Origin of the sequence: Mycolicibacterium bacteremicum, from assembly GCF_002086115.1 — a bacterium.
Lineage (GTDB): Bacteria > Actinomycetota > Actinomycetes > Mycobacteriales > Mycobacteriaceae > Mycobacterium > Mycobacterium bacteremicum.
The window spans coordinates 120,643-132,960 of sequence record NZ_MVHJ01000001.1 but is presented as its reverse complement, the minus strand read 5'-3'; the positions used below and the strand labels follow the sequence as shown (position 1 = coordinate 132,960).

General features: G+C 67.6%; 10 protein-coding genes. 2 read left to right on the top strand and 8 right to left on the bottom strand.

Annotated features, from left to right (window positions below):
- Positions 1 to 62: 62 nt before the first annotated feature.
- Together fabG1 and BST17_RS00640 are read right to left on the bottom strand one after the other, a co-directional pair.
- On the bottom strand, positions 63 to 818 hold the full coding sequence (gene fabG1 / locus BST17_RS00645; protein WP_083054553.1) for a 3-oxoacyl-ACP reductase FabG1: 756 nt from the start codon (positions 816 to 818) through the stop codon (positions 63 to 65).
- A 55-nt stretch (positions 819 to 873) separates the two neighbouring features.
- Entirely contained in the window at positions 874 to 1,764 is an 891-nt protein-coding gene (locus tag BST17_RS00640) for an AraC family transcriptional regulator (RefSeq protein ID WP_234807485.1), read from the bottom strand.
- Between the two features lie 140 nt (positions 1,765 to 1,904).
- Here BST17_RS00640 and BST17_RS00635 point away from each other — a divergent pair, with 140 nt between their 5' ends.
- Positions 1,905 to 2,981 (top strand): aldo/keto reductase, encoded by a 1,077-nt coding sequence (locus tag BST17_RS00635; RefSeq protein WP_083055218.1) that lies wholly within the window; start codon positions 1,905 to 1,907, stop codon positions 2,979 to 2,981.
- Here the strand turns inward: BST17_RS00635 and BST17_RS00630 are convergent.
- From BST17_RS00630 to BST17_RS00605, 6 genes are all read right to left on the bottom strand, one after another.
- The gene (locus tag BST17_RS00630) at positions 2,978 to 3,985 is read right to left on the bottom strand and encodes a VWA domain-containing protein (RefSeq protein WP_083054551.1); all 1,008 of its coding nucleotides are present in this window, start codon (positions 3,983 to 3,985) and stop codon (positions 2,978 to 2,980) included. The genes BST17_RS00635 and BST17_RS00630 overlap by 4 nt on opposite strands.
- Positions 3,986 to 4,023: 38 nt before the next feature.
- On the bottom strand, positions 4,024 to 5,001 hold the full coding sequence (locus tag BST17_RS00625) for a DUF58 domain-containing protein (RefSeq protein ID WP_083054549.1): 978 nt from the start codon (positions 4,999 to 5,001) through the stop codon (positions 4,024 to 4,026).
- Entirely contained in the window at positions 4,998 to 6,134 is a 1,137-nt protein-coding gene (gene moxR1 / locus BST17_RS00620) for a chaperone MoxR1 (RefSeq protein WP_083054547.1), read from the bottom strand. Before moxR1 ends, BST17_RS00625 begins: the two co-directional genes overlap by 4 nt.
- Positions 6,135 to 6,272: 138 nt before the next feature.
- A complete protein-coding gene (gene ripB, locus BST17_RS00615; protein WP_083055215.1) occupies positions 6,273 to 6,920 on the bottom strand; it encodes an NlpC/P60 family peptidoglycan endopeptidase RipB in 648 nt (215 codons plus the stop codon).
- Positions 6,921 to 6,997: 77 nt separating this feature from the next.
- Positions 6,998 to 8,461, bottom strand: a complete 1,464-nt coding sequence (ripA, locus tag BST17_RS00610) for an NlpC/P60 family peptidoglycan endopeptidase RipA (RefSeq protein WP_083054545.1) — start codon at positions 8,459 to 8,461, stop codon at positions 6,998 to 7,000.
- Between the two features lie 210 nt (positions 8,462 to 8,671).
- Positions 8,672 to 9,205, bottom strand: a complete 534-nt coding sequence (locus BST17_RS00605; RefSeq protein ID WP_083055212.1) for an Rv1476 family membrane protein — start codon at positions 9,203 to 9,205, stop codon at positions 8,672 to 8,674.
- A 293-nt stretch (positions 9,206 to 9,498) separates the two neighbouring features.
- On the opposite strand from BST17_RS00605, the gene BST17_RS00600 reads away from it, so the two are divergent.
- The gene (locus tag BST17_RS00600) at positions 9,499 to 12,297 is read left to right on the top strand and encodes an aconitate hydratase (RefSeq protein WP_083055209.1); all 2,799 of its coding nucleotides are present in this window, start codon (positions 9,499 to 9,501) and stop codon (positions 12,295 to 12,297) included.
- Positions 12,298 to 12,318 lie beyond the last annotated feature (21 nt).

Here is a 12,318-nt window from a genome sequence, read left to right as displayed (position 1 = left end):
TCTGGATTTCCTTTCTAGTGGCGCTGACGCACCGGGGCCTGGTGGCGCTGACGCATCGGGGCCTAGTGGCCCATACCCATGCCGCCGTCGACGGGGATGACCGCGCCGGCGATGTAACCCGCGTCCTCGGATGCCAGGAAGCTGACCGCCCCGGCGACATCCTCGGCGGTACCGACCCGCTTGGCCGGGATGAATTCCAGTGCGCCCTCCTGGATCCGCTCGTCGAGGGCGCGGGTCATCTCGGTGTCGATGTATCCGGGCGCGACGACGTTGGCGGTGACCCCGGCCTTGGACAGTTCCCGGGAGATGGAGCGGGCCATGCCGATCAGACCGGCCTTGGCGGCCGCGTAGTTGGCCTGGTTGCCGATACCCCACATGCCCGAGACCGAGCCGATGTAGATGATCCGGCCGAATCGGTTGCGCTGCATGCTGCGTGACGCGCGCTGGGTGACCCGGAACGCGCCGGTGAGGTTGGCGTTTATGACCTCCGAGAACCGCTCCTCGGTCATCCGCATGAGGAAGGCGTCCTTGGAGATCCCGGCGTTGGACACCAGCACCTCGACCGGTCCCTGGTGCTCCTCGACCTCTTTGAAGGCGCGGTCGACGGCCTCGTTGTCGGTCACGTCACACACCACGCCGAACAGTCCCTCGGGCGCACCGGATCCGCGGTGGGTGACGGCCACCTTGTGTCCGTCGGCGGCCAGTCGCTGGGCGATGGCCAGGCCGATACCCCGGTTGCCGCCGGTGACCAGCACCGACCGGGACACGAACGCGGGACGGCCGACGGGGGTCGCTTCGGTAGCGGCACTCTCAGTCATGACCGCCAACTTAGTGCCTGACCGGCGCGGGTCCGAAATCACGTCACCGTATCGATCATGGCAGCGGCGACACGGATCTCCACCCCCGCCCCGCATCCTGGCGCGGCGGCGCACCGAACATCCGGCGGTACTCCCGGCTGAACTGGGTCGGGCTGTCATAGCCGACGAGGTGGCCCACCCCGGCCACATCCCCGGCATCGGCAGCCAGCAACGCACGTGCCTGCTGCAGTCGAATCTGCTTCTGGAACTGCAGCGGGCTCATCGCGGCGACGGCACGGAAGTGCCGATGGAACGACGAGGCACTCATACCGGCCAGCGCCGCCAGATCCGCGATGCGCAAGGGTTCGGCATAGTTGTCGCGGATCCAACGAATCGTCCGGTTGATGTGTGCGGACACGCCTCCGGTCGTCCCGATCTGCGCCACCAGTGCGCCGTGCGGACCGGTGAGCAACCGCCACAGGATCTCGCGTTCTATGAGCGGCGCCAGCACCTCGGCATCGTCGGGGTGCGCAAGCAGGCGAACCAGCCGCAGGACGGCGTCGAGCAACGTCGGTTCGGCGGGTCCGCTCGCGATGGCCGGGCCTGCCGATACGGGTTGTCGGCGGCCGCCGGCGGCAAGCAACAGTTCGGCGATCGCGGCGGGGCGCAGCACGACTCCGACACCGAGCGCCGCGCTGGTGGCATCGGCACCGATGAAGTGGCCGCTCACGGGTAGCTCGGCCGCCACCACGAGCATGTCGCCGGTGCGGTACTCGAAGGTCTGGTCACCGAGCAACAGCCGCTTGGCGCCCCGCGCCATGACCACCAGCAGGGGCTCGGTCAGCGAGTACTCCGGCTCCGAGGTGCTGACACGCGAGAGCAATAGCCCGTCGATGGCTGTCGTCATCGACGCAGCAGCGTGCACGTCGATCAGCTCGCAAAGTTCGGACAGCGCGGCAGTGGTCACCGGCTCAGCGAATCACGAACCACACGATACATCCAGCATTGAGAGGATCGGGCAAGAATCAGATCGCATCGGTCTACCGGCGATCGGGCCGCCACGGTTGCATGGAGCGCGTAATCACCAACCCGAACAAGGAGATCGCGATGTCCCTCGACCACTACGTCACCCTCGGCCGATCCGGTCTGCGTGTCAGCCCTTTGGCACTGGGCGCCATGACCTTCGGCGAAGACGCGGGCGGCGCCGGATGCAGTCCCGATGAAGCCTCCGCCATCATCTCCAGCTACCTCGACCACGGTGGCAACTTCATCGACACCGCCAACTTCTATACCAACGGACACTCCGAGAAGATCCTGGGTGACTACTTTGCCGCGCGGCCCCATCGGCGTGATCGTGTCATTGTCGCCACCAAGTTCTTCACCAACATGTTCCCCGGTGACCCCAACGGAGGCGGCGCCGGCACACGGTCGATCATCGCCCAGCTCGACGAGAGCCTGCGTCGGTTGCGCACCGACCACATCGACCTGTACTGGCTGCACAACTGGGACCGGCACACCCCGATCGAGGAGACCATGCGCACCCTCGACGATCTGGTCCGCGCCGGCAAGGTGCGTTATCTGGGGTTCTCGAACATCCCGGCCTGGGTGACCGCGCAGGCTCAGACTCTTGCGCTGTGGCGGGGCTGGACCCCCCTGGTGGCTCTGCAGGTCGGCTATTCATTGCTCAACCGCGGCGCCGAGGCCGAGGTCACCCCGTTCGCCATCGATCAGGGTCTGGCACTGACACCGTGGAGCCCGCTGCAGAACGGCTTCCTGTCCGGCAAATACCACCGCGGTGCGCAGGTGCACGACTCCGCCCGTGCCGCCTTCGTCGGCGGCCCGACCGAGGCGCAATTCGACGTCATCGAGGCGGTCGCCGAGGTCGCCGGACAGTTGGGCACGACGTCGGCTGCCGTTGCGCTGGCCTGGCTGCGCGCCCGGCCCGGTACCGTCGTACCGATTCTCGGCGCGCGTCGGCTCGACCACCTGCTGACCAACCTTGCCGGGCTCGACATCGCGCTGTCCCCGGCACATCTGGAACACCTGGACGCGGTGTCCGATCCCGGCCTGCGCCCGGCAGTGGAACCCGAACTACTGGCCGCACTGCAGTTCGCCGGCGCAACCGTCGACGGCCGTGGCTCGGGTGAGTACCCGCCGCTGGCGGCGGGCACCGCCCGCTACTAGCCCGGCAGCCGGCGGTTGATCAGCAGTGCCGCGAGGGCGGCCAGCGCGAGCACCAGCGCCCCGAGTCGCAGCCATCCGACGCTGGCGTCGCCCTTGATGGTCTCGTAGCCGATCTGCTCCTGCAGCGAGCTGAACACGGCCTTGAGCTGTTCCAGGCTGGACGCGGTGAAGGCCTCGCCGCCGGAGAGCTCGGCAATTTTGGCCAGCATCTCATCGTCGACCGGCACCGGCTGGCGCTGCTCGTTGATCTCGACATAGCCGTACGGCGTGCCGAAGGACACCGTCGAGATGGGCACCCCCTGGTCCTTGGCCGTGCGCGCGGCGGTGTAGGCGCCCTTGGGGTTGTCCGGGTTGGACGGCACGGTCTCCTTGCCGTCGGACATCAGCACGATGCGGGCCGGGGGCGGCTCGTCCCCGCCGCCGATCACCGCGCCGACGGTGGCGACCGCCTGCAGGGCGGTGAAGATGCCCTCGCCGGTGGCGGTGCGGTCGGCCAGCTGCAGCTTGTCGATCCCGTTCTTGGTCGCCTCCCGGTTGGTGGTCGGCGAGACCAGCACCGTCGCGGTGCCCGCGTAGGCGATCAGCCCCAGGTTGATGCCCGGGGTGAGCTGATCGGCGAACTGCTTGGCCGCCTCCTGGGCGGCGACCAGCCGGCTGGGTGCGACATCGGTGGCCCGCATGGACTGCGAGACGTCGATGACGAGCATCACCACGGCGCGGTTGCGCGGGACCCGGACGTCGTTGGTGGGTCCGGCCATCGCGACGGTCAGCAGGGTCAGGGCGGCGATCAGCAGGATGGCGGGCAGATGGCGCCACCGGCTGGGTTGCTTGGGGGCCACCCGCTCCAGCAGTTCCATGTTGGCGAACCGCAGGATCCGCTGTTTACGGGCCCGCTGCACCACGATGTAGAGGGCGGTCAACCCCAGTACCGCGAGCAGGAACAGGAAGAACCACTTGTGTTCGAAGCCCGACAGGCTCATCGGTCCGAGCAACGGCAATGTCATGTGCAGCTTGTCATTTCAGTGTCGTAGTCATGAAGCGCTCATCGCCCGCCCGCCATGGCGCCGCGGCGGCGGTCCGCCACGAAGCGCACCACATCGGCGATCCAGTCCCGGTCGGTGCGCAACGTCAGCAGCGGAGCGTCACAGCGGCGTAGCGTGCGGGCCACCTCGGCCCGGTGGGCCGCCGCGGCGCGGGCGAAGTCGTCACGCAGTTTCTCGTCGATGGTGAACTCGCGGGTCACCCCCGATTCGGTGTCCTGCAACACCACGTCACCGACGTCGGGCAGTTCGACATCGCGCGGATCGATGATCTCGATGCCCAGCACCTCGTGCCGGCCGGAGATGGCCCGCAGTGGTCGCATCCAGTCGATCGGCCCGAGGAAGTCGCTGATGATGACGGCCATCCCGCGCCGTCGTTCCGGCCTGCGCAAGGCGTCGATGGCCCCGGCCAGGTCGCCGCGCACACCGAGCGGGGCTTGCGGGGTGGTGGCGATGGCGCGCAACAACTCCTGCTCGTGCAGCCGGCCGGACAAAGCGGGCACCCGGCGGAACGACTCACCATTGGAGATCACCGCGCCGATGCGGTTGCCGCCGCCGCTGTTGAGGAACGCGATGGCCGCGGCGGCTGCGACGGCCAGGTCGCGCTTCTCGCAGCCGGTGGTGCCGAAGTCCAGGCTGGAGGACACGTCCACCACCAGCCAGGTCTCCAGCTCCCGGTCGGCGATCATCTGCCGGACGTGCGGATGGGTGGTCCGCGCGGTGACCGACCAGTCCATCCGGCGGACATCGTCGCCGGGTTGATACATCCGGGACTCCCCCGGCTCCGAGCCGGGCCCGGGGATGAGGCCGAGGTGGTCACCGTGCAGGACGCCGTCAAGCTTGCGGCGCACCGTCAGCTCGAGTTTGCGCAGCGCCGCACTCAGTGCGGGGTCGCGGATCTCACCACGTTTGAGCGAGGGCAGATCGACCGTCCGTCCTTGCTTCGGCGAAGCCGAACGATCCGGCCCGGTCCCGGTCACCGACCGCCGGCCGCCGCCGCGGCAGGCACCCCGGGAGGCACCGAATGACCCTGCTGCGGAATGGCATTCACCTGGGGCAGACCGACGGTCTGCATGATGCGGTTGATCACGGTCTCGGCCGAGACCTCGTCGGCCAGCGCGTCGTAGGTGAGCACCAGACGGTGCCGCAGCACATCCGGGATCACCTCGACGACATCCTGGGGGATCACGTAGTCGCGACCGCGCACCAGCGCCAGCGCACGGGAGGCCGAGATGATGCCCAGCGACGCGCGCGGCGAAGCGCCGTAGGCGATCCACGACTTGGCATCAGGCATGCCGAACTTCTCCGGCTCGCGGGTCGCGGTGACGATGCGGACGACGTAGTCGACCAGCGCGTGGTGCACGAAGTTGTTGGCCGCCACCTCCTGCAGCCGCAGCAAATCACCGGTGTTCAGGATCTGCTTGGGCTCAGGCGGTTTCACGCCCATGCGGTAGATGATCTCGCGCTCTTCCTCCGGCGACGGGTAGTCGACGTTGAGCTTGAACAGGAAGCGGTCGCGCTGCGCCTCGGGCAGCTGGTACACGCCCTCCTGCTCGATCGGGTTCTGGGTGGCCATCACCAGAAACGGGTTGGGCAGCGGGAAGGTCTTGCCGCCGATGGAGATCTTGCGCTCGGCCATGACCTCCAGCAGTGCCGACTGGACCTTGGCCGGTGCGCGGTTGATCTCGTCGGCCAGCAGGAAGTTCACCACCACGGGGCCCAGTTCGATGTCGAACTCCTCCTGGCCCTGGCGGTAGATACGGGTACCGACGATGTCGGTGGGCACCAGGTCGGGGGTGAACTGGATGCGGGCGAAGGTGCCGCCGACGACCTTGGCGAAGGTCTCCACCGCGAGCGTCTTGGCGACGCCGGGGACACCCTCGAGCAGGACGTGCCCCTTGGCCAGCAGACCGACGAGCATCCGCTCGACGAGGCGGTCCTGACCGACGATGATGCGCTTGACCTCGAAGATCGCACGCTCCAGGGTGTGTACCTCGTTCTGCAGTCCGGGACCCGCGGGCGGGGCGCTCTGCGTGCCGGGCGGGTAGCCCTGCGTCGGGGCCGGGCCTTGATAGCCTCCGGCGCCCTGCGGCGGCCCACTCGGTGACGTCATCTAGCTTCCTCCCACGGTCGATCTGCAACAAACTCGCTGGACTTCAGTGGCGACCGCCGAGGTGGCCGGGCGTCCGCCGTCAACTATTCCAGGCAGTGTGGAATCCGTCGACGTTGGCCGCCCCGCGTGCCGGGTGCGTCAGGACTCGATGATGCGCACCAGGTGCGGGGACATCCCCGCGGTGCGCAGCGGGCTGACGGTCACCTTCTCGGCGCTGCCGGAGGCCTCCAGCATCTTGCCGCCGCCCAGATAGATGGCCACGTGCTGGCTGCCGCCGGGGCCCCAGAAGATCAGATCGCCGCGTTTGGCCTGCGACGGCGGGATGGCCCGGCCGAAGTTGTACTGGTCGCCGGAGTACTTGGGGATCTGCACGCCGACACCGGCGAAGGCATAGCGGGTGAAGCCCGAGCAGTCATAGCCGATCTTGCCGTTGTCGTAGTCGACACCGGGACCGGGACCGGTCAACGTGCCGCCGCCCCAGGAGTACGGGACACCGATCTGGGACCCGCCACGGCGGATCACGTATTCGATGGCCGCCGGGCCGCGCACCCGCGCCCCGGTCGGCAGGCCGCCGGTCGATGCGGCCGGGGCGGGTGCCAGCCCGATGGATTGCAGGAACTTCGAACCCAGACTCTGGGTGGTCTCCAGCGCGATCTTGCTCACCTGGAACGACGCGTTGGCGATGGCGACCGGGTCGCCGGGGGCTCCGGAACTCGGCCGCGCGGGCAGTGTCGGATCCCACTCCGCCGGTGCCGCGGCTGCCGGGGCGGCGGCGCCGATGGCCATCGCGCCGGCCACCGCCAGCGCGGCCAGCACCCGGTTGAGTTTGTGAAAGCGTGTGGAGTTCAAGGAATTCCCTACGTTCAGTATTCGATGTATCGGACGGCGTGCGGGGTCATGCCGCTGGTGCGCACCGGCGAGATCTTGACGTGCGAGCCGGTGTAGGGGGCCTCGAGCATCTGGTTGTTGCCCAGGTAGATCGCGACGTGCTGACTACCGCCCGGCCCCCAGAACAGGACGTCGCCGCGGCGCATCTGCGAGGTGGGGATCTTGCGGCCCATGTCGTACTGCGCGCCGGAGTAGTGCGGCAGCTTGATGCCGACGCCGGCGAAGGCGTAGAGCACCAGGCCCGAGCAGTCGAATCCGACTGTGCCTGCGCCGCCGTCGATTCCGTTGCTCTTGCCGGCGGCGTTGCCACCGCCCCAGGAGTACGGCACACCGATCTGGGACATGGCGCGCTTGATGACATACTCCGACGCCGCCTGCCCGTGCACCCGGGGAATGGCCCCGTTGTTGGTGAACCCGGTGGGTGTCGGCAGGATGCCCAGCTTCTGCAGGAACTTGCGTCCCATGTCCGCGGTCAGCTGGGCCGAGGTCTGCATGATGCCGAGGATCGCGTTGATGATCGCGATGGGATCTCCGCTGACGAAAGCGCTCGGGATCGCCGGCAAGGTGAGGTCCCACTGGCTGGACTGGGCCGGCGCAGGCCCACCCGGTGCACGGTCCCAGTCGGCCGACGGTCCCGGGACGGCCGGGCCGGCCACCCCCGGTGCGCGCCCGGTCGGTGCGGCGCCGGCCGGGGCCGACGGTGCCGCCAGCGGCTGCGCGGGCCGGGCGGCGTCCAATTTCGCTTGCGCCGCAGCACGTTCGGCGGACAGCTTGTCCAGTTCGGCCTGTTGGGATCCGAAGGTCTGCTGGGCCTGGGTCAGGCTGGCGACTGCGGCGTCCTGGCTGGACTGCGCGTCGGCGGCGGCCCTGTCGGCGTTCTGCTTGGCCAGCCGGGCCGCGGACTCGCGGTTGACCTGATCGGTGCGCGCCGCCTGCAGATCGCCGAGCACCTGCTGGGAGTTGGCGGCCAGCGCCTGCCCGGCGGCCGCGGTCTGCAGCGCGGAGTCGGGGTCGGCAGCGGTCAGATAGGAGGCCGACGGACCGTTGACATAGGCGGCCACGGCATAGGTGTCGACGCGGCGCTGCGCATCGGCGATGGCGACGGTGGCAGCATCGACGCCCCGCCGACTGGCCTCGACCTCGGCGGCCGCGGCGGCCGCGTTGTCACGTGCGCTCTGGACGTCGAGCAGTGCCTTGTTCACGCTCTCCTGCTGGACCTGCACGGCCGCACCGAGATCCTGCAGCTTCTGGTTCGCATCGGCCACCGCGGCCACCAGGGCCGCGATGCCCTCCGGCTTGACGGGATCGGCCACGGCGATGGGCCCGGTGATCGGTCCGTGCGGCAACGCGCCCGCACACATGAGGCCGACGACGGTGAGCGGGACTACACAGACCCGCCCGTAGAAGCGGGACGCGGAGGCGCCTGGAATGCGTCTCATGGGACTCAGGTCTCCTAGGGCTCAACGCGGACGACACGGCACTTCAGATGGGTGTCGGTAGTCACATGAATCACAGCTGCAACACCAAACACTGTTTGCACCGTACGTCACATCACGCCCTAAAGAAACTTTAGTCACAAATTACATGAATGTAATTGGAAGCGGCGTTATCGAATGGTGATATTCGAATTCGAGAAAGCGAGCAGGCCTTTAGGCCGACGGCTCCACAGGAGCACTCTCAGCAACGGTTCGACGGGCACGAACCTGCAGCAAGCGGGTGAAAACGGCAGCTACCGCAACGCCTAGCACGAGCACCACGGTAAAGGGCGTCCAGGGAAAGTCGGGCGTCTGTAACTCGCTCACGAAATTCTTCGAAGATTGGACCGGATCACCGGTTTTCGCGAGGTCCTGACCGGCCTCCAGAGTGACCCGGTCATATACCTGACTGTAGGTGCCCGCATAGAAGGGGCTGATGGCCAGCACCGTCGATCCCGGGAACTCCTGGCCGACCTCGGTGGCGATATCGCGCAGCGGGGTGTCGATCGGCGGGTTCTGGTCGATGACGACGATCTTCAGGTCGATCCCGTCGGCGCCGGCCGCCGAGACCACCTCGCGCAGACCGGCCAGATCCACCCCCGCCGGTGCACTCACACCGCCGTCGCGCACCTGATCGGTGACGAGGTTCATGTCCACCCCGGGCGGGATGTAGGCGGGGATGTGCGGCAGTACGTGCGGTCCGGTCACCACCGCACCGTACCGCTGCATGCGGCGGGGCCCGGCATCCGACTCTCCGGCCGTCACCGGCGCGTGACATCGGCGTGATCGGCGGCGTGCTCGGCGGCGTGATCGGTTCGGACGGTCCCACCATCTGACCGACGGGCTCGCATCGTGGCCCGCACTGGAGAAGACTGGACCCGACCCTCCCCGTCTTGCAGGACAAGCGTACTGTTAGGGTCAGTATGCCGTCGACACAGCCCGTCGCCGGCACGATCTAACCGGGAGTTGATGTGAGCAACGACAATGCAGCCAATTCGTCCTTGAACTCTTTTGATGCCCGAGACACCCTCACCGTCGGGGAGAACAGTTACGAGATCTACCGCCTCGACGCGGTACCCGGAACCGAGAAGCTGCCCTACAGCCTGAAGGTGCTCGCCGAGAACCTGCTGCGCACCGAGGACGGCGCAAACATCACCAAAGAGCACATCGAGGCCATCGCGAACTGGGATCCCTCGGCCGAGCCGAGCATCGAGATCCAGTTCACCCCCGCCCGCGTCCTCATGCAGGACTTCACCGGCGTGCCCTGCATCGTCGACCTGGCCACCATGCGTGAGGCCGTTGCGACGCTCGGCGGCGACCCGGACAAGGTCAACCCGCTCTCGCCCGCCGAGATGGTCATCGACCACTCCGTCATCCTGGATGTCTTCGGCAACGCCGGCGCCTTCGAGCGCAATGTCGAACTCGAATACGAACGCAACGGCGAGCGCTACCAGTTCCTGCGTTGGGGCCAGGGCGCCTTCGACGACTTCAAGGTCGTCCCCCCGGGCACCGGCATCGTGCACCAGGTCAACATCGAATACCTGGCCCGCGTCGTGATGACCCGCAACGGTGTCGCCTACCCCGACACCTGTGTGGGCACCGACAGCCACACCACCATGGAGAACGGCCTCGGCGTGCTGGGCTGGGGCGTCGGCGGCATCGAGGCCGAGGCGGCCATGCTGGGCCAGCCCGTCTCGATGCTCATCCCCCGGGTCGTCGGCTTCAAGCTGACCGGCGAGATCAAGCCGGGCGTCACCGCCACCGATGTGGTGCTCACCGTCACCGACATGCTGCGCAAGCACGGTGTCGTCGGCAAGTTCGTCGAGTTCTACGGCAACGGCGTGGCCGAGGTGCCGCTGGCCAACCGCGCCACCCTGGGCAACATGAGCCCCGAGTTCGGTTCCACCGCGGCGATGTTCCCCATCGATGAGGAGACCATCAACTACCTGCGACTGACCGGGCGTACCGAGGAGCAACTGGCGCTGGTCGAGGCCTACGCCAAGACCCAGGGCATGTGGCACAACCCGGACAAGGAGCCGGTGTTCTCCGAGTACATGGAACTCGACCTGTCCACCGTGGTGCCGTCGATCTCCGGGCCGAAGCGTCCCCAGGACCGCATCGAGCTCACCGATGCCAAGAACGCGTTCCGCAAGGACATCCACAACTACGTGGCGGAGAACCACCCGGCACCGGAGACCAAGCTGGACGAGGCCGTCGAGGAGTCCTTCCCGGCCAGCGACCCGGCCACCCTCTCCTTCGCCGATGACGGCGCCGTCGACGTGCGACCGAACGCGTCCAACGGCGCCGAGGGCCGGCCGTCCAAGCCGGTCACGGTGCGCTCCGACGAGCGCGGTGAATTCGTGCTCGATCACGGTGCGGTCGTGGTCGCGGGTATCACCTCCTGCACCAACACCTCCAACCCGTCGGTCATGATCGGCGCCGCACTGCTGGCCAAGAAGGCCGTCGAGAAGGGCCTGACCTCCAAGCCGTGGGTCAAGACCAACATGGCGCCGGGCTCGCAGGTGGTCACCGACTACTACAACAAGGCCGGCCTGTGGCCCTACCTGGAGAAGCTCGGCTACTACCTGGGCGGCTACGGCTGCACCACGTGCATCGGCAACACCGGTCCGCTGCCCGATGAGATCTCCGCCGCGATCAACGACAACGACCTGTCGGTGACCGCCGTGCTGTCCGGCAACCGCAACTTCGAGGGCCGCATCTCCCCCGACGTCAAGATGAACTACCTGGCCTCCCCGCCGCTGGTCATCGCCTACGGCATCGCGGGCACCATGGACTTCGACTTCGAGACCGACCCACTGGGGCAGGACACCGACGGCAACGACGTCTTCCTGAAAGACATCTGGCCGACGTCGCAGGAGATCCAAGAGACCATCGCCTCCTCGATCAACCGGGACATGTTCACCGAGTCCTATGCCGACGTGTTCGCCGGCGATGACCGCTGGCGTTCGCTGCCCACCCCGGAGGGCAACACCTTCGCCTGGGACGACAACTCCACCTATGTGCGCAAGGCCCCGTACTTCGACGGCATGCCCGCCGATCCGGAGCCGGTCAGCGACATCTCCGGCGCCAGAGTGCTTGCCCTGCTGGGCGATTCGGTGACCACCGACCACATCAGCCCGGCCGGCGCGATCAAGCCGGGCACCCCGGCCGCGCAGTACCTCGAGGCCAACGGGGTGGAACGCAAGGACTACAACTCGCTGGGCAGCCGTCGCGGCAACCACGAGGTGATGATCCGCGGCACCTTTGCCAACATCCGCCTCAAGAACCAGCTCCTCGACGATGTGTCGGGCGGCTACACCCGCGACTTCACCCAGGATGGTGGTCCGCAGGCGTTCATCTACGACGCCTCGGTCAACTACCAGAAGGCCGGTATCCCGCTGGTCGTCCTAGGCGGCAAGGAATACGGATCCGGATCCTCGCGCGACTGGGCGGCCAAGGGCACCTCGCTGCTCGGCGTGCGAGCCGTCATCACCGAGTCCTTCGAGCGCATCCACCGCTCGAACCTGATCGGCATGGGCGTCATCCCGCTGCAGTTCCCGGCCGGGGAATCGGCGGCCAGCCTGAAGTTGGACGGCACCGAAACCTTCGACATCGAGGGCATCACCGAGTTGAACGAGGGCAAGACGCCCAAGACCGTGCATGTGACCGCCACCAAGGAGGACGGTTCCAAGGTCGAGTTCGACGCCGTGGTCCGCATCGACACCCCCGGTGAGGCCGACTATTACCGCAACGGCGGCATCCTGCAGTACGTGCTGCGCAACATGCTCAAGGCGAACTAGGAGACCGGCGCGGAAATACCG